The following is a 17944-nucleotide window of genomic DNA, read 5'->3' as shown; positions in this document are numbered from 1 at the left end:
CTGTTCAGCTTCTGAGCTGGCCGCCGTCCGCCACCATCACGCTGCCCGTGATGAAGGCGGCGCGGGGCGAAGCAAGGAAGGTAACGACGTCCGCGATCTCCTCGGGCGTGCCGAGCCGGCGCAACGCCACCTCGCGCTGAAGCATGTCGTCGACCGCCTGCCTGTTTTCCGCGATCTTGCGCGCCCAGGTGCCGTCCGCGCTCAGGATGTTCCCGGGCGCGACCGCATTGATGCGGATGCCTTCCAGCGCCAGCGGTCGTGCGAGACCGCGCACTGTGGCGTTCAAAGCCGCCTTCGCACCGTAATAGGTCACGGGCGCGCCAAGCGCCGCCATGCCGGCGATCGAGGAGATGCAGACGATGGCCCGGTCGCCGCTGCCGCGCGCCATCAGCGGCCGGGCGGCCTCGATCATGTTGGTCGCGGCGAACAGATTGAGGTCCATCACCCGCGACCATTCCGCCGCGGTTTCCTTGCCGGGCGGCACGGAGGCGCCGCTGCCGACATTGCAGACCAGGATATCGAGCCGGCCCCATTGCTTCTCGACGCCCTCGACCAGTGTCTTCGCAACGGCGGGGTCAGTGACGTCAGCGACGTGGACGGACGAGATGCCCCCGACGGCCGCGCGGGCGGCGTTGAGCGCCTCGGCACCGCGCGCGGCCAGCGCGACTTTTGCTCCCTCTGCCGCGAGCGTCGTCGCGATCGCAAGCCCGATCCCGCGGCTTGCACCGGTGACGAGCGCGACACGATCGTTCAGCTCGAGCTTCATCGCGCGGCGTCCTCGATCCAGCGAACCGTCATATCGCGATATTTCGCCAGCGCGCCGGCATGGTCGCCGTCGGTGGCGCGTGCGGTCTGCAGGATGTATTGGCCTTTGTAGCCGGAGCGCTCGATGAGGCAGATCGTCCTGGCGAGGTCCGCGTTGCCGGTGCCGAGCGCCACGGTGGTGCCGCCGCGGATGCGATCCTTCACGTGCACATTGAGAATGCGCGGCGCGTAGGCAGCGATCTCCTCGTCGCTATCATAGCCGAGCGAGGCGCTGTTGCCGCTGTCGTAGTTGATGCCGAAAACGTTGGCCGGAAACGCCTCCATGAAACGGGCGAGCTCGCCGGGCGGCAGATCGGATTCGAAGACGATCTTGACGTTCCGCTTTGCGAGCTGCTCGGAGCGTGCGAGCAGCACACGCTTCAACGTATCGCTCTCGCTCTCGCGCTCGATCTTGCCGTTGTCGACCAGCGGGATCACGACGAACTCGATGCCGATGCGGCTGCAGGCGGCGATCAGGAGATCGAGGTCGGCGACGAGTGCGTCGCGCACGACGGCATCGACCTTCCAGAAAGGCGCCTGCATGAAGCAGTCGCCCGTCAGGCTCGGGATGCGCACACCGTTCTCTTGCGACAGCGCCAGAATCTCCTGCTGCCCCGGCTCGGTCGTCAGCGGGTTCTCGCGCAGCCGTTCCTGATCGATGGTCCATTCCATCCGCGTCAGGCCGAGCTCCTTCGCGCGTGGAAACTCGGCCCGCCACTCGTCCCAGGGGAACGCCTGGATCTTGCCGTCGACCAGAGCCGACAGCCGTCCCTGCATGAAGCCGATGCGTTCGAGCGTTGTGGTCACGATTTGCTATCCGAGCTGATGGCGAGGCCCTTGGCGATCCAGCCGCCGTCGACGAAGATCTCCTGACCGGTCACATAGGCGGAGGCTTCCGATGCCAGGAAAACGGCGGCGCCCACCATGTCGACGGGCTGTCCCCAGCGGCCTAGCATGGTGTGGCGGCGTCTCTCTTCGTGCATGACAGGATCGGCAAAGCTCTTTGCGGTCATCTCGGTCGCAACATAGCCCGGCGCAAGCGCGTTGACGCGGATGCCGTCGGGCGCGTAGTCGGCGGCGAGCGCGCGCGTCAGCCCGGCAAGACCCGCCTTCGCCGCCACGTAGCCGGGATTGCCGGGAAAGCCGCGGATCGAATTGATGCTGGTGACGTTGACGATCGCAGCCGAGCCCGCCTTCTTCAGGAGCGGGTAGGCGGCGAGGATGGTGGCGTAGACGCCGGTGAGGTCGGTCGCGACCGTGGCGCGGAAGCGCGTGAGTTCGCTCTCGGCGCTTTGCGGGGGTAGGCTGATGCCGGCGGCGTTGACCAGTACGTCGATGCGTCCGCCCTGCGCCGCTATCGTGCGGAACGCCTCTTCGACCGCCGTGTCGTCGGAGAGATCGCAGGCAATCGCGGTCACACCTTGCGGCGCGGTCCCGGAACGGCTGAGGCCGAACACCATAGCGCCGGCATCCTGCAGGCCGGTCGCGATGGCCGCGCCAATGCCGCGCGAGGCGCCGGTCACCACCGCGATCTTGTCCTTGAGCGAGAAGGCGCTGAGATCAGGCATAGCCGTAACTGCGCATGATGGCGGCACAAAGCTTGACGTCCTCGGGACGGTCGATCTGGAACATCTTGTGACGCTCCATCACGTGGAAGCCGATCTTGCCGCCGAGCCGGTTGTTCTGCTCGCGCAGGAGGGAGGGGATCAGGACGTAGAACGAGCCGTTCTCCAGATAACGCTTCTCGATCTGCTGCCGCATGCGCCGGTTGCGATAATCGTAATTGATGGGCTCCGGTCCGCTTTGGCCGATCCGCCAGTTGAAATAATCCTCGACCTCGCAGACCGAGAGCAGACTGTCGAGATGGTCGCGATCGAAGGTCACAAGCGCGTTCTCGATGTCCCCGGGTTCGCGGATCGGGGAGGTCGCCTGGAGCGCGACGATCCGCTCAAACCGTCCCATCCGCGCGTCGATCGCATCGAGCGCATGCAGCCAGGCGGATTCGGAGGAGGCGAGGTCGCCGGAAATGTCGTCGGGGCGCCGCACGCCGACCGCGCCGGCGGCTTCAGCCGCGGCGAGAATTGGATCGCTGTCGGACGAGACCGCCACCACGTCGACGCCGCGTGCGGCGCGCGCCTGTTCGACCGTCCATGCGATCAGCGGCTTGCCGCAGAGATCGAGCAGGTTCTTGTGCGGGATGCCCTTCGAGCCGCCGCGAGCGGCGATCACGGCCAGCGTCTTGCGCGCCATCAGATGTGTCCCTCGAGACGCTCGAGCGCGGTCCAGAAGCCTTCGCCCATGTTCTTGTGGCCTTGCCAAATTTCCGGAATGAAGGAAGCGCCCGGCGCGTGCTTGCGCAGCACCTGTCCGATGTCGCCGAAATCGATCTCGCCTTCGCCGATCTGCAGGCCTTCGCCATCGAGCCCCTTGGCGTCGCCGAAATGCAGATGCGCGGTGTGCGGCCCGAGCTGTGCGAGGCCTTGCGCGAAGTCGAAACCGAAATGATTGGCCGCGAGCTTGGTGTGCGAGATGTCGACGCACATGCGCAGATCATGCTTGGCGCAGAACGCGGCAGACTCTTCCGGGAAGATGAAGATGTTCTGGTGGCGCTGGCCGCCGAAATGCCAGGGGAACGGCGCCATGGTTTGCGGCGTCAGCTCGACACCGTCCATGTCGAGCTCGGTCAAGCTCTGCGCAAAGATGCGGTAGCGCTCGGCCTTCTCCTCAGGAGGCAGCGGCTCGTCCATGGTGAAGCCGCCGATATTGGCGACGATGGGCGGGCGCTTGGTCTTGGGAAAGTACTTCTTCAGGCCGCGGGTAATGTCGATCACCGCCTGGGTCTGCTCCAGTGAATAGCGCCGCAGCGCCTCGTCAGGCGTTGCCAGGTCCATCAGCTTGGAGCCGGCAAACAGCTCCGGCGCATGCACGACGAAGCCGAGATCATAGGTGCCGGACAGATACGCCGCGGGATCGCGCTCCATGTCGCTGTAGCTGAGATGGAATTCGATGATGTCGGGCTGACAGATCTCCAGGAAGCGCTCGGTGTCATGATAGCGCACCGGCACGCCCCAGGGGCGGTCGAAGCGGTACCGCCGTGCTTTTGCGGCGCCTTCGTCGAGGTCGCTCTGGAAGAAATAGTCGTCGGCCGCCATCGTCCGCGTCAGCTTGCGGCCGAGCAGCGCCGGCATCTTCAGCGGCGACAGGCCCTGTCCCGGGCTTTTCACCGCGATGTCGGCTTCGGAGATCACGGTGCCGGCCGAAAGGTCGCGCGCGGCCACCAGGCTCTTGGCGAGGTTTTCGCGGTTGATCAGCTCGCCCTGGCTCAGCGCGCGCTCGGCCCGTTTCTCGCCGCGCGCCGCCTCCACCTCGCGGATGCCCGAGACCAGCGACTTGAATTCCTCCGGCTCCAGGCTCGCGGCATGGTCCGGACCCTCCATCTCCCGGTCAAGGGTGATGTGACGTTCGATAACGACGGCGCCGAGCGCCACCGCGGCGGTCGAGACGGCAGTGCCGCGCTCGTGGCCTGAATAGCCGACCACCGGATGGATCTCGCGCAAAGTTTCCATGAAACGCAGATGGATGTTGTGCAGCGCGGCCGGATAGGTGCTCTGGCAATGCAGAAGCACGTAGCCGGCGTTGCGCTCGTCGAGGAATTTCGCCGCGGCCTTGATCTCGTCCGAGGTGCTCATGCCGGTCGAGACGATCAGCGCCTTGCCGGTGGCGGCGAGGCGCGCGAGCAGCGGCAAATTGGTGAGGTCGGCCGAGGCAACCTTGTAGGCCTGCACGCCGAAACCTTCGAGCACGGCGACGCTGCTCGCGTCCCAGGGCGTGCAGAGATACTGGATGCCCTTGGCCGCGCAATATTCGGCGATCTTCTTCTGCTGCGCCGTCGGAAGCTCGAAGCGGCGCAAAAGATCGAGCGTGTACTCGACCGCGAGGTCGTCGTCCTTTCCGGACAGGCTCGACGCACGATAGACCTCGTCGAGCTTGCGCATCTGGAATTTGGCACAATCGGCACCGGCCGCGACCGCGGCATCGACCAGCGCAATGGCGCGGTTGAAGTCGCCATTATGGTTGTTGCCGATCTCGGCAATGACGTAGCAGGGCTCGCCATCGCCCAGAAGACGGTTGCCGATGCGGACCGGAGCAGGCTGTTTGGGCGATGTCATCAACATTCTCGTCTCATATGCGTCAGGCGAAGCGCGCGGGAAAGCGTGACTTCCACGTCCGCAGCCCGTTCTCTTCGAACATGATGCGCGAACAGCTATGCCCCTGTTGCTCCAGCGCGGCGATGAGCTGGTAGCGCTCGAACGGACGTACGAAGAACATGAAGTAACCGCCGCCGCCGGCGCCCAGCAGCTTGCCGCCGACCGCGCCGTGCCGCTTGGCGAAATCGTAGATCGCATCGATCGCGTCCGACGAGATCTTCGAGCTGAGCTTCCGCTTGGCGTGCCAGGCCTCGTCGATCAGCCGGCCGCATTCCAGGAGCTGGCCACGCAGGAGATGCCGCCGGATGTGGCGCGTCACTTCCTTCTGCTTGGCGGCCGCGGCGACGGCGTCGCTGGTCTCGTGCTGTGCCTTCTGGTCGCGGTGGATGGCGCCGGAATCGCGGCCCGAGCCGGTGTAGCAGAGCACCAGGCTCTCCTCGAGTTCGGCGATGATGTTGGGGTCGAGACGCAACGGCACGATGGTGTTCTGGTCGGAGAAGAACTCCATGTGATTGAAGCCGCCGAACACGGTGGCGTACTGGTCCTGCCAGCCGCCGGGGATGTTGAGCATCAACCGCTCGGCCTGGAATGCCATCTCCGCGATCTCGTGGCGGTCCCACTGGTCGCCGCGGAATTCGTTGAAGCAGCCGATGATGGCGGATGTGACCACCGCCGAGCCGCCGAGGCCTGAGCCGACCGGGAAGTCGGCGGAGACTTCGAGCTCGAACCCGTAAGTCGGCTTGATCAGGCGCACGACGGACTTGATCAGTGCAAGATTCCCGTCCGTTCCGAGCTCTGCAAGATTGTCGGCCTCGATCGTACTGCGGAAATCGTGCGAATAGATCCGGATGCTGGAATCGCTCCGGCGCCGCAGCGTCGCGTGAGCGTACATCTTGATCGTGGCGTTGATGACCGCGCCGCCGTCATTCTCGACGAAATAGTGCGTCAGGTCGGTGCCGCCGCCGGAGAAGCTGATCCGCACCGGCGAGCGGGCGCGCGCGAACACCTCGCTCTCTTCGGACAGGTTGAACAGCTCGCGGCTGAACACGTCGACGAGCCGGCCTTCGCCATCGAGGATCGGCACCACGTGCACGCGCTGATCGAGCAATTTGAGGATCTGCTCGCGCGGACCGCCGGCCCTCGCCGAGACGAAGTTGCGATTGATGCAGGTCGTAACCCGGTCCTGGATCGTGGTGCCGGTCAGCATGCGCCTGCGGATGTCGCCGTCGGTCACGGCGCCGACGATTCGTCCGCTCGCGTCCTGTGCGAACAGAATACCGAGCATGTTCGCATTCAGGCGCCGGAAGGCTTCCTCAATGGTCTCGGTCTCGGCGATGGTGACGAGGGTTCGTTCAAGCACGTTTCGGGGTCCAGGAAGGGCCAATTCCAGGCCATATCGCAGCAGGGTTGGTAATACGGGAGCGGCAGGGGCGATGCAAGGTTCCTGCGCCCGGCGGCATCGGGCCAAAATGGCCGGCGTCAAGCGCTTCGGTCGGGCCGGGGCCGATTTACATTGGCCGCGGTTTCTATAGAAGGCTCCCGAGGGGTCCACGCGACATGTATGTGATCGGAATCAGCTCGGGGATCAAGCACGGGCATCACGACGGTGCGGCGGTCTTGCTGCGTGACGGGGAGCTGATCGCTGCTGCCGAGGAGGAGCGCTTCACGCTGGCCAAACATGCGCGCGGCGAGCTGCCGCGCGGGGCGATCGGCTTCTGCCTGAAGCAGGCCGGCATCACCATGCGCGACGTCGACTGGATCTGCTCGCCGCTGAAGACCTACACCAACTATACGCAGCGTCTCACCGAGTATTTCAAGTATCAGTTCGGCCACAGCCCGAAGATCGAGCTCTACGACCATCACCTCTGTCATGCCGCGAGCTCGTTCTACGGCTCCGGTTTCTCGGAGGCGACCGTGGCCTGCTTCGACTTCTCGGGCGATTCCAGCTCCGGCCTCGTCGCCCATGCGCGCGGCAACGACTTCCGCGTGCTGACGCGGTTCGGCCGCAACAACAGTCTCGGGCTCTATTACGGGATGCTGACGCAGTATCTCGGTTATCAGATGACCAATGACGAGTACAAGGTCATGGGCCTGTCGTCCTATGGCAGTCCGGACTATCTTGACACGTTCGCCAAGCTGTTGCGTCCGAACGGCATCAATTACGAGCTCGATCCCGAGCTCGACAAGCGCAGGCGCGACGCCGAGATCTTCACCAGCGATTTCTCGACACGGCAGGAGCGCATCTTCACCGAGAAGATGGAGGAGATTCTGGGGCCGCGACGGCTGCGCAGTCAGCCGCTCGATCAGCGGTTGACCAACATCGCCGCAAGCGGCCAGAAGCAGCTCGAGATCGTCACCACCGAGGTGATCCGCACGGCGATTGCCGAGACCGGCTGCGGTGATGTCTGCATCGCCGGCGGCGTCGGATTGAACTGCAAGATGAACATGGAGATTGCGGCCGAACCGTCCGTCAAGCGTCTCTACGTTCCACCGGTGCCGCATGATGCCGGCGTGGCGCTCGGCGCCGCGATGATGAAATGCGCCGAGGCAGGCCACGCCATCGCGCCGCTGACCCACGCCTATTGGGGACCGGAATATTCCAACGACACGATCCGGGAGATGCTGGACAAGATCGGCGCGCGGTTCGAGCTGCTCGACGATCCCGTGTCGCGCTGCGTTACCGATTTGACCGAGCAGAAGACGGTGGGCTGGTTCCAGGGGCGGATGGAGTACGGTCCCCGCGCGCTCGGCAACCGCTCGATCCTGGCCGATCCCAGGCATGCGGGCATGAAGGACCGCATCAACCTCACGATCAAGTATCGCGAGGAATTCCGCCCGTTCTGTCCGTCAGTGCTGTACGAACGCCAGGCCGAGTATTTCGAGGACACGTTCGATGCGCCCTTCATGGTGGTGACGTTCCCCGTCAACGAGAAGGTCGCCGAGACCATGCCGGCGGTGGTCCACGTCGACAACACCGCGCGCATCCAGAGCGTCCATGCGGACAGCAACCCGCTCTACAGCCGCCTGATCGGCGAATTCGCGAAAGCGACCTCTCTGCCGGTTCTGATCAACACCAGCCTCAACATCAACGAGCAGCCGACGGTGAACGCACCGCTGGAGGCGCTGCATACCTATTTCTGCTCGGGGCTGGACGTCTTGTTTCTCGGTAACTATCGGCTCTCGAAGTCGAGCTGAGACTAGCGCTCGTCCGCGATCACCTTGCCGTCGTTCGGCAGCGCGCCGGGACTGACGAACTCGACGCTTCCGCCGAGTTTCGTCACGGCGCGCAAGCTGGTCGCAATCTCCTCGCGCAGGGCGTCACTCGTGGCCGCCGTTTCCGCTTTCAGCGTCATCGCGTCGGTCTCGCCCTGCCGTGTGACGACGAGGCGCAGTCTTCCGAGCGCAGAATGACGCTTGCCGATCTCGGCGATCTGCTCGGGGCGGATGAACATGCCCTTGACCTTGGTGGTTTGGTCGGCGCGGCCCATCCAGCCCTTGATGCGCATGTTGGTGCGGCCGCACTTGCTTGGGCCCGGCAGCGCTGCGGTGAGGTCGCCGAGGGCGAGCCGGATCCAGGGATGGTGCGGATCGAGCGACGTCACCACGATCTCGCCGACGTCGCCCGGCGTCACGGGATCGCCCGTGCCGGGCTTGACGATCTCCAGGATCAGGTCTTCGTTCACGACCATGCCCTCGCGCGCCTCGGTCTCGAACGCAATGAGGCCGAGATCAGCGGTGCCGAAGGCCTGGTAGGCATCGATGCCACGCGCCTTGATCTCCGACTGCAGTGAGGGCGGGAACGCCGCCCCCGAGACCAGTGCGCGCTTGATCGAGGAGACGTCGCGTCCCGCGCTCGCTGCGGCATCGAGCAATATCTTCAGGAAGTCCGGCGTGCCGCTGTAGCCGACCGGGCGGTAGGCCTCGATCAGCTCGAATTGCTGCTCGGTGTTGCCAGGCCCTGCCGGGATCACGGCGCAGCCGAGCGCCCGCGCCGAGGCATCGAAAATGAAGCCGCCGGGGGTGAGATGGTAGCTGAAGGTGTTGAGGACGATGTCATCGGGGCGGAACCCGGCCGCGAACAACGCCCTTGCGCCGCGCCAGGGATCGGCCTGCCGTCCCTCCGGTTCGAAAATGGGCCCTGGCGAGGTGAAAAGGCGGGCAAACGACCCCGGCGCCGCCGCCACGAAGCCTCCGAAGGGCGCGGAGGCCTTGTGCAGGGCGGGTAGTTCCGACTTGCGCAACACCGGCAGGCCCGCCAGCGCCTCCCGGGAGGTCACTGTGGCGGGATCGAGGCCTCTCAGCCGCTCGGCATAGGCCGGGGCGGCCATTGCGGCTCGTAGCACCTCTGGCAGGCGGGAGAACAGATCGGCCTCGCGAGCGGCTTGTTCACGCGTCTCGCGGGCATCGTAGTGGGCGGTCATGGCTGTTCTTTCCGTGTTGGCATCCGTTGCGCGCCGCCGCTGGCGTGGGTATCAGACGGCGATTGGCGAGGCCGAGAGAGGACGCGATGGCGGACGAAGGAATCATTGCGGCGGAGGAGGCGACGGACGTCGTCGCGCGCCTGAAGCGCCGCATGATCGAGGAGGCGCTGCCGCTGTGGTCGACCGTCGGCTGGGATCCTGCTGCAGGCGGCTTCATCGACCGGCTGCATCGCGACGGAACTGCGGATGCGGCCGCGCCGCGGCGCGTGTTCGTGCAGGCCCGCCAGATCTATTGCTACGCCAAGGCCGCGCAAATGGGCTGGTACCCTGAGGGCCGCGCCATCGCGCTGAAGGGGCTGGAGCATCTGCTCGGCAACGCCAAAGCGCCTGACGGCCGGCCGGGCTATGTGCACCGGCTGACGCCGGAAGGTGCGGTGCTGGACGGCCGGCGCGATGCCTACGATCACGCTTTCATCCTGTTTGCCCTCGCGACCGTCTACGCGCTCGACCAGGACGCGCAGGTTCGTGCCGAGATCGACGCGCTGCTCGCTTTCCTCGACGGCCATCTGCGCTCGCCGCATGGAGGCGTGCACGAGGGCCTTCCGGTCTCGCTGCCGCGCCGGCAGAACCCGCACATGCACCTGTTCGAGGCGATGATCGCGTGTTTCGACGCGACCCACGACCTGGCATTCCAGAACCGTGCTGGCGGGTTCTTTGCGCTGTTCCTGGCCAATCTCTACGACAAGCAGAAGCGCATCCTGACCGAGTATTTTGAGGAAGACTGGTCGAAGATCGAGCCGGTCAGCGTCGAGCCGGGCCACCAGGCGGAATGGGTATGGCTGCTGAAGGGGTTCGAGCGCATCACGGGATGCCCGACCGGTCAGCGCCGTGCCGAGTTGCTTGCGACCTCGATGCGCTATCGCGACGAGGCCACGGGCTGCTTGATCGACGAAGGCGACGACATCGGCAATATCCGCCGCAGCACGCGCCGGCTGTGGCCGCAGACCGAGATCGCGAAGGCGTGGATCGCGCAGGCCGAATCCGGCGAGGCGGGTGCGGCGGACGAGGCGCGCGCGGCGCTGGTGCGGCTCGAACGGCATTATCTCAGCCATCCCGTGAGGGGCGGCTGGTACGACCAGTTCGATCGCGACGGCAAATCGCTGATCGACACTATTCCTGCGTCGTCGTTCTATCATGTTCTCTGCGCGGTCACGGAAGCGGAGCAGGTGCTCGAACCCTAAGAGTTCAGAGCCAGCGCTTGCGCCGCTTGAAGCTCTTGAGGTTCTTGAAGCTCTTGCGCTGGTCGCCGGCCCCGCCGAGGTAGAATTCCTTGACGTCCTCATTGTCGCGCAATTCGTCCGCGGTGCCGTCGAGCACGACCTTGCCCTGCTCCATGATGTAGCCGTGGCTCGCCACCGACAGCGCGGCGCGTGCGTTCTGCTCGACCAGGAGGATGGTGACGCCGAGATCGCGGTTGATCTTCTGGATGATGGAGAACACCTCTTTCACCAGCAGCGGCGACAGGCCCATCGACGGCTCGTCCATCAGGATCATCTTCGGGCGCGCCATCAGCGCGCGGCCGATCGCGAGCATCTGCTGCTCGCCGCCGGAGAGATAGCCGGCAAGGCCGGTGCGTTCCTTCAGGCGCGGGAAATAGTTGAACACCATGTCGAGATCGGCATCGACCTCGCGGTCCCTGCGGGTGAAGGCGCCGAGCTTGAGGTTCTCCAGCGAGGTCATGTCGGCGACGATGCGCCGGCCCTCCATCACCTGGAAGATGCCGCGGCGGACGATCTTGTCGGGGTCGATGCCGTTGATCCGCTCGTTCTCGAACACGATTTCGCCGCGTGTGACCTCGCCGTCCTCGGTCTTGAGCAGCCCCGAGATCGCCTTCAGCGTCGTCGATTTGCCGGCGCCGTTGGCGCCCAGCAGCGCCACGATCGCGCCCTTGGGTACGTCGAGGCTGAGGCCGCGCAACACCAGGATGACGTCGTCATAGACGACCTCGATGTTGCGCACGGCGAGGAGGGCGGCGGCGGGCACTGCTGTGGGAGTGGTGCGAGTGGCTTCTGCGATCTGGCTCATGCTTCAAAACTCCGCTGTCGTCGCCCGGCTTGACCGGGCGACCCAGTATTCCAGAGACGCCTGACGTTCCCCGAGAGGCCGCGGCGTACTGGATCCCCCGCCTTCGCGGGGGATGACAGTTGTGTGCAGGGAAACAGCGTGCCTCACCAGCCCAGCAATTCCGGCTTGCGCGGCAGCTCGACGGTCTTGACCTTCTCGAGCTTGATCGTGCCCTTGGCCATGAGGTCGTTGAGGTCGCCGTCGGTCGCGCCCGAGACCTTGGTGCGATAGAGATCGACCTTCAGCGTGCCGCGATGGTCCTTGTCGGTCCAGGTCGAGGGATTGCAGACGCCTTCCATGCCGGCCGGAACCCAATCCTTCTTCTGGTAGAAGCCCTTGGCGACGTTGTCTCCGGTGGCGCCGCCGTTCTTGGCAGCCCAGTCGATCGCCTCCTTCATGTAAAGCGCCGAGCAGACCGCCGCGACGTAGTGCACGGGACGGTAGACCTTGCCGCTGGCGTCGGACATCTTCGAGATCTCCATCAGCGTCTTCATGCCGGGCGCATCGCCGCCCCAGCTCACCGCGGTGCGCAAGGGGAAGATCACGCCGTTGGCGGCGTCTCCGGCCGTCTTGGCGGCGTTCTCGTCCATGCCCCAGACATTGCCCATGAACTGGATCTCGACGCCGGCAGTCTTGCAGGCCTTCATCACCGAGATGTTGGAGGCGGCGGTGTTGCCGAGATAGGCGTAGTTGGCGCCCGAGGATTTCAGGCTCAGGCACTGAGCGCTGTAGTCGCCCGGCGCGAGCGCGAACACCAGCGGCGGCAGCACCTCGAAGCCGAGCTCCTGCGCCATCGCTTCACCGGCGGCCTTCGGCGCGTTCGGATAGGGATGGTTGGCGCCCATGTGCACGAATTTCGGCTTGCCGGACTTGCCCTTGGCCTTCCAGTCCTCGGCCGCCCACATCAGCATCGCGCGCAGCGAGTCCGAATAGCTAGGGCCATAGAAGAAATTGTAGGGCGCGGGCTTGGCCTTGCCGCTGACGCCCTCGGGGTCGGTGAGGGCGGCGGCATAGGAGCCGGACATGTCGGGAATCTTGTCCTGGGCGAGGAAGCCGGTCAGCGCCTCGGTGTCGGCGGTGCCCCAACCCATGATCGCGGCGACCTTGCTGTCCGGCGCCGACCACTTCTTGTAGAGCGCGATCGCGCGCGGCACCTGGTAGCCGTAGTCGTTGGTGTCGACGTTGATCTGCTTGCCGCCGACGCCGCCGTTCTTGTTGACCCAGGCGAAGGTGTCGGCGACGGCCTGGCCATAGGGCGTGCCGACGTCGGAGGTGCCGCCGGAATAGTCGGCAAGGTGCCCGATCGCGATCTGCGCCTGTGCGCCGGCCGAGAATGCGGCGATCGCGACGGCGAGCGATGCGGTGCTCAAAAAGGATTTCATCGTCATGGGTCGGTTCCTCCTGTTTATTGTTTAAGTGAAGTTGCCCGCGCTCAATGCGAGAACGGGTAGAGTTTCCAATACGCCTTGATCTGCCGCCAGCGATGCGCGAGCCCGTCGGGTTCGAACATCAGGAAGGCGATGATGATCACCCCGATCGCGATCTCGCGCAGGAAGGTGATGTTGGTGTTGAGCGATAGCGCCTTGTCGATCGCGCCGCCCTTCAAGTAATGGCTGATGAACTCCATCCCTTCGGGCAGCAGCACCACGAAGGCGGTGCCCATCAGCGTGCCCATGATCGAGCCGGTACCGCCGATGATGATCATGGCCAGGAACAGGATCGAGCGCTCGATACCGAAACCTTCCTGCGACACCACGAGCTGGTAGTGCGCATAGAGCGCGCCGGCGATGCCGGCGAAGAAGGCGGCGAGCCCGAACGACAGCGTACGGTATTTGGTGAGGTTGATGCCCATGATCTCGGCCGAGAGATAATGGTCGCGGATTGCCACCAGCGCACGGCCGTCGCGGGTGCGCATCAGGTTGGTGACGAGGATGTAGCTGAGCAGCACATAGGCCAGCACGACGTAGAAATACTGTTTGTCGCCGCGCAGTGTGTAGCCGAAGATCGAGAACGGGTTGGCGCTCGCCGGCACCGAGCCGCCGGTGAACCATTCGGCGCGGGAGAAGAAGTCGAGCAGGATATACTGCGCGGCCAGCGTCGCGATGACGAGATAGAGCCCCTTCAGCCGCGCCGCAGGGATGCCGAAGATCAGGCCGACCAGCGCGGTGACGACGCCGGCGAGCGGGATCGCGAAGAACACCGGGATCGGCGCGTTGTTGGAGATGTAAGCCGAGGTGAAAGCGCCGAGCAGGAAGAAGGCAGCATGCCCGATCGAGATCTGGCCGGTGAAGCCGACCAGGATGTTCAGCCCGAGCGCCGCGATCGAGAAGATGCCGATCTGGATCAGGATGCTGAGCCAGTATCCGCTGAAGAATTGCGGCGCGAGGCACAGCAACAGCACGCCTACGATGGCGAAGTTGCGGCTGGTCGTGGTCGGGAAGATCGTGGTGTCGGCCGCATAAGAGGTGCGGAAATCACCAGCAGGAATGAGGGCAGGGCCGGCCATGGGTCAGATCCGCTCGATGTCGTGGGTGCCGAACAACCCATAGGGCTTAATCATCAGCACGATGATGAGGACGTAGAACGGCGCGATCTCGTAGAGATTGCCCCAGTGCAGGTACTCGCTGTCGACATACTGTGCGACGTTCTCGAGCAGGCCGATGATGATGCCGCCGAGCACGGCGCCGCCGACGGAGTCGAGCCCGCCGAGGATCGCCGCCGGAAACACCTTGATGCCGTAGGCGGCAAGGCCCGAGGACACGCCGTTCACGACCGCAACGACGACGCCCGCGACCGCCGACACCGTCGCCGAGATCGCCCAGGCCATCGCGAACACGCTTTTCACGGAGATCCCGAGCGATTGCGCGACCTGCTGGTTGAACGCGGTGGCGCGCATCGCAAGGCCGTATTTGGACGCGCGGAAGAACCAGGCCATGCCGATCATCATGGCGACGGAGACCACCAGGCTCATGACATAGACAGTCTGGATCTGTAAGCCCAGCAAGCTGACCGACTGGCTCTCGAACACGCGCGGGAACGGCTGCGGATTGACGCCGAACATCCATTTCAGCGTTGCCTGGAGCACGGTGGAGAGGCCGATCGTCACCATGATCACGGAAATGATGGGCTCGCCGATCATCGGCCGCAGGATCAGCACCTGGACCGCGATGCCGAACACGAACATGAACACCAGCGTCATCGGCATGCCGATCCAGAACGGCACCTGATATTTGGCAAGCAGCGCCCAGCACACCCAGGCCCCGACCAGCAGCAATTCACCTTGCGCGAAGTTGACGACCTGCGTCGCCTTGTAGATCAGCACGAACGACATCGCGACCACGCCATAGAGCGTGCCGACCACGAGGCCGTTGACCAGGAGCTGGATGAGGAAGGCGGTGTTCATGTCGGTTGACCCAGCTCGTCATTGCCGGGCTTGACCCGGCAATCCATCGATGCGGAAGGAAGATTGTTCGGAAGAGGATGGATGCGCGGGTCAAGCCCGCGCATGACGACCATTTGTTTCACTCCGCAGCCTCCGCCATGTGCCCATGTCCGCCGAGGTCGACCACGCGCAGGGTCGTCCGCACGCGCTGGGTGGTGCCGTCCTGGAAGCGGATCACGGTGTCGACGGGGATGTCGGCATCGCCGCGGTAGATGGCATCGATGATGCCTTCGTATTTCTCGTTGATGACGCTACGGCGCACCTTTCTTGTGCGGGTGAGCTCGCCGTCGTCGGCGTCGAGCTCCTTGTAGAGCAGCAGGAAGCGCGAGATGCGCTGCGCCGGCGGCAGCGTGGCGTTGACGGTCTCGACCTCCTTCTGCAGCAGCGTATAGACCTCCGGCCGCGAGGCGAGATCGCTGTAGGTCGTGAAGGAGAGGCGGTTCTTCTCCGCCCATTTCGAGATGATGGAGTAGCGGATGCAGATCATCGCCGCGAGCGCATCGCGGCCGGCTCCGAGCACCACGGCTTCGGCGATATAGGGCGAAAACTTCAGCTTGTTCTCGATGAACTGCGGCGAGAAGCGCTCGCCGCGCGAGGTCTCGGCGAGATCCTTGATACGGTCGATGACGACGAGCTGCTGGTTCGCGTTGAAATAGCCGGCGTCGCCCGACAACATCCAGCCGTCCTTGATGTCGGCGACGCTTGCCTCGGGATTCTTGTAGTAGCCGAGGAACATGTTGGGGTGCCGCACCACGATCTCGCCGACGCCGTGGACGTCGGCATTGTCGATGCGGATCTCGACCTGGTCGGACATAGGAACGCCCGTGGTGTCGGGATCGACCTTGCCCTCGGGATGCAGCGTATAGGCCCCCAGCAGCTCGGTCTGGCCGTACAGCGTGCGCAGCGGCACGCCCATGGCCTGAAAGAACTTGAAGGTCTCGGGCCCGAGCGCCGCGCCGCCGGTGGCAGCCGAACGCAGCCGGGTGAAACCGAGGCGGTCGCGCAGCGCCCGGAACAGGATCGCGTCGGCAAGGCTCGAGCGCTTGCCGTGTTCGAGCGCGGCGAGGCCGCTCTTCATGCCGACGTCGAACAGGCGCTGCTTGAGAGGCGTCGCGTCCATCACCTTGGCGCGGACGTCGGCGGCGATCGATTCCCAGACCCTGGGGGCAAAGAGCACGAATGTCGGCGCGATCTCGCGCAGATCGTTCATCATCGTGTCGGGCTCTTCGACGAAGTTGATCTTCATCCGGCAGAGCAGGCCTTTGCCGAGCACGTAGACCTGCTCCATGATCCAGGGCAGCGGCAGCACCGAGACGTATTCGTCGTCCGGGCCCTTGGGATCGAAGGCAAGATAGGTCGCGCAGTGGCCGAGCACGCGGCCGGCGGCGAGCATCGCGAGCTTGGGATGGGACGTGGTGCCCGACGTCGTGCAGAGGATCGCGACGTCCTCGCCCTTGGTGGCATCGACCAGCCTGTCGTAGAGCTCCGGCTCCCGCGCGGCACGTGCCCGGCCGAACTCGGCAAACCTCTCCGCCGACATCAGCCTGGGGTCGTCATATTTCCGCATCCCGCGCGGATCGGAATAGATGATGTGCTTCAGCTTCGGCGCGCGGTCGGCGAGGGTGAGCAGCTTGTCGACCTGCTCCTCATCCTCGGCGAAGACGAGCTGCGCCTCGCCATAGTTGAGCAGATAGGAGGCTTCCTCGTCCAGCACGTCGCGATAAAGTCCGAGGCTGAGGCCGCCGATGGCGTGCGTCGCCACTTCCGCCGCCACCCAATCCGGCCGGTTATCGCCGATGATGCCGATGACGTCGCCGCGGCCAAGGCCCATTTCGAGAAGACCGAGCGCAAAGTCGCGCACGCGGGTCTGGTAGTCGCTCCAGGTGAACAGCCGCCAGAGCCCGAGATCCTTCTCGCGCAATGCAATTTCGTTGCCGTGCTCCTTCGCATTCAGCCGGAGCATCTTCGGATAGGTGTCGGCCTGCGCGACGCGCCCCGCGTAATCCATCATGCCGCGCTCTCCTGCGCGGGTGCAGCGTCATCAGGGTCGACCAGTACCTCGTCTTCTTCACCAAGATAGGCCCGCCTGACGTGAGGATCGGCGAGCACCGTCGCCGGATCGCCTTCGGCGATCTTCTTGCCGAAATCCAGCACCATGACGCGGTGGGAGATGTCCATCACCACGCCCATGTCGTGCTCGATCATCACCACCGTCATTCCGAACTCCTCGTTGAGATCGACGATGTAGCGGGCCATGTCCTCCTTCTCCTCGAAGTTCATGCCGGCCATCGGCTCGTCGAGAAGAATGAGACGCGGCTCCAGCGCCATGGCGCGGGCGAGCTCCACGCGCTTGCGCAGGCCGTACGAGAGGGTGCCGGCGGTGGCCTTCCGCACCGACTGGAGGTCGAGGAAGTCGATGATCTCCTCGACCTTGCGGCGATGCTCGAGCTCCTCCTTGCGCGCGCCGGTGAGCCAGTACAGCGAGCCCGTGAGGAAATTGTTCTTCAGGAGGTGGTGGCGGCCGACCATGATGTTGTCGAGCACGCTCATGTGGTGGAACAGTGCCAGGTTCTGGAAGGTGCGGCCGATGCCGAGCGAGGCGCGGGCGTTCGGCGTCAGGGCGGTGATGTCGCGGCCCTGGTAGAACAGCTGGCCTTCGGTTGGCTTGTAGCGGCCGGAAATACAGTTCACGATCGAGGTCTTGCCGGCGCCGTTAGGGCCGATGATCGAGAACAGCTCGCCCTCCCTGATGGAGAAGCCGACGTCGGTCAGCGCCCGGACGCCGCCGAATCGCAGGGACACGTCGCGCACTTCAAGACTTGTAGCCACCAAACGAAACCCTCCCGGTGATGGCGCTTTTTAGCGGCGCTCTTCGTCCGTTCCTTCCCAGCGATCCTAGTACGGTGGTGCCGGTGAGGCCATGCAGCAGATGGTCTCGACCGGAT

15 protein-coding genes are annotated in these 17944 nt (G+C 64.8%); 2 read left to right on the top strand and 13 right to left on the bottom strand.

Annotated elements, in window-relative coordinates; genetic code table 11:
• Positions 1 to 4: 4 nt before the first annotated feature.
• Genes GGD62_RS08565 through GGD62_RS08540 form a run of 6 tightly spaced genes read right to left on the bottom strand, consistent with a single transcriptional unit; the run spans position 5 to position 6372 of the window.
• Complete coding sequence (locus GGD62_RS08565) at positions 5 to 766, bottom strand: SDR family NAD(P)-dependent oxidoreductase (RefSeq protein WP_183707986.1); 762 nt, start codon at positions 764 to 766, stop codon at positions 5 to 7.
• Positions 763 to 1611 carry a TIM barrel protein gene (locus GGD62_RS08560; protein ID WP_312014252.1) on the bottom strand — a complete coding sequence of 283 codons (849 nt, stop codon included), beginning with the start codon at positions 1609 to 1611 and terminating at the stop codon, positions 763 to 765. The genes GGD62_RS08565 and GGD62_RS08560 overlap by 4 nt, the downstream gene beginning before the upstream one ends.
• Positions 1608 to 2372 (bottom strand): SDR family oxidoreductase, encoded by a 765-nt coding sequence (locus GGD62_RS08555; RefSeq protein ID WP_183707984.1) that lies wholly within the window; start codon positions 2370 to 2372, stop codon positions 1608 to 1610. Before GGD62_RS08555 ends, GGD62_RS08560 begins: the two co-directional genes overlap by 4 nt.
• The gene (locus GGD62_RS08550; protein ID WP_183707983.1) at positions 2365 to 3054 is read right to left on the bottom strand and encodes an acylneuraminate cytidylyltransferase family protein; all 690 of its coding nucleotides are present in this window, start codon (positions 3052 to 3054) and stop codon (positions 2365 to 2367) included. Before GGD62_RS08550 ends, GGD62_RS08555 begins: the two co-directional genes overlap by 8 nt.
• Positions 3054 to 4973 (bottom strand): N-acetylneuraminate synthase family protein, encoded by a 1920-nt coding sequence (locus GGD62_RS08545; RefSeq protein ID WP_246800015.1) that lies wholly within the window; start codon positions 4971 to 4973, stop codon positions 3054 to 3056. Before GGD62_RS08545 ends, GGD62_RS08550 begins: the two co-directional genes overlap by 1 nt.
• Positions 4974 to 4995: 22 nt before the next feature.
• Positions 4996 to 6372, bottom strand: a complete 1377-nt coding sequence (locus GGD62_RS08540) for a CBS domain-containing protein (protein WP_183707981.1) — start codon at positions 6370 to 6372, stop codon at positions 4996 to 4998.
• Between the two features lie 197 nt (positions 6373 to 6569).
• Here GGD62_RS08540 and GGD62_RS08535 point away from each other — a divergent pair, with 197 nt between their 5' ends.
• Positions 6570 to 8207, top strand: a complete 1638-nt coding sequence (locus GGD62_RS08535; RefSeq protein ID WP_183707980.1) for a carbamoyltransferase C-terminal domain-containing protein — start codon at positions 6570 to 6572, stop codon at positions 8205 to 8207.
• A 2-nt stretch (positions 8208 to 8209) separates the two neighbouring features.
• Here the strand turns inward: GGD62_RS08535 and GGD62_RS08530 are convergent, their stop codons facing one another.
• Positions 8210 to 9433, bottom strand: coding sequence for a phenylacetate--CoA ligase family protein (locus GGD62_RS08530; protein ID WP_179737674.1), 1224 nt, complete (start codon positions 9431 to 9433; stop codon positions 8210 to 8212).
• A gap of 86 nt (positions 9434 to 9519) precedes the next feature.
• On the opposite strand from GGD62_RS08530, the gene GGD62_RS08525 reads away from it, so the two are divergent.
• Positions 9520 to 10674 (top strand): AGE family epimerase/isomerase, encoded by a 1155-nt coding sequence (locus GGD62_RS08525; protein ID WP_183707979.1) that lies wholly within the window; start codon positions 9520 to 9522, stop codon positions 10672 to 10674.
• Positions 10675 to 10678: 4 nt separating this feature from the next.
• Here the strand turns inward: GGD62_RS08525 and GGD62_RS08520 are convergent, their stop codons facing one another.
• The 6 genes from GGD62_RS08520 to GGD62_RS08495 form a co-directional block, all read right to left on the bottom strand.
• A complete protein-coding gene (locus GGD62_RS08520) occupies positions 10679 to 11518 on the bottom strand; it encodes an ABC transporter ATP-binding protein (RefSeq protein ID WP_018317431.1) in 840 nt (279 codons plus the stop codon).
• Positions 11519 to 11661: 143 nt separating this feature from the next.
• Positions 11662 to 12945: an ABC transporter substrate-binding protein gene (locus GGD62_RS08515; RefSeq protein WP_018317430.1), complete on the bottom strand. Its 1284-nt coding sequence runs from the start codon at positions 12943 to 12945 to the stop codon at positions 11662 to 11664.
• A 44-nt stretch (positions 12946 to 12989) separates the two neighbouring features.
• Positions 12990 to 14063: a branched-chain amino acid ABC transporter permease gene (locus GGD62_RS08510; protein WP_183707978.1), complete on the bottom strand. Its 1074-nt coding sequence runs from the start codon at positions 14061 to 14063 to the stop codon at positions 12990 to 12992.
• Between the two features lie 3 nt (positions 14064 to 14066).
• Positions 14067 to 14960 (bottom strand): branched-chain amino acid ABC transporter permease, encoded by an 894-nt coding sequence (locus tag GGD62_RS08505; RefSeq protein ID WP_018317428.1) that lies wholly within the window; start codon positions 14958 to 14960, stop codon positions 14067 to 14069.
• 118 nt (positions 14961 to 15078) lie between these two features.
• On the bottom strand, positions 15079 to 17010 hold the full coding sequence (locus GGD62_RS08500) for a long-chain fatty acid--CoA ligase (RefSeq protein ID WP_183707977.1): 1932 nt from the start codon (positions 17008 to 17010) through the stop codon (positions 15079 to 15081).
• On the bottom strand, positions 17007 to 17828 hold the full coding sequence (locus GGD62_RS08495; protein WP_104463664.1) for an ABC transporter ATP-binding protein: 822 nt from the start codon (positions 17826 to 17828) through the stop codon (positions 17007 to 17009). The genes GGD62_RS08500 and GGD62_RS08495 overlap by 4 nt, the downstream gene beginning before the upstream one ends.
• Positions 17829 to 17944 lie beyond the last annotated feature (116 nt).

This window comes from Bradyrhizobium sp. ERR14, assembly GCF_014198235.1.
GTDB lineage: Bacteria > Pseudomonadota > Alphaproteobacteria > Rhizobiales > Xanthobacteraceae > Bradyrhizobium.
The sequence above is the reverse complement of the archived record's forward strand: the minus strand, read 5'-3'. Positions and strand labels throughout refer to the sequence as shown.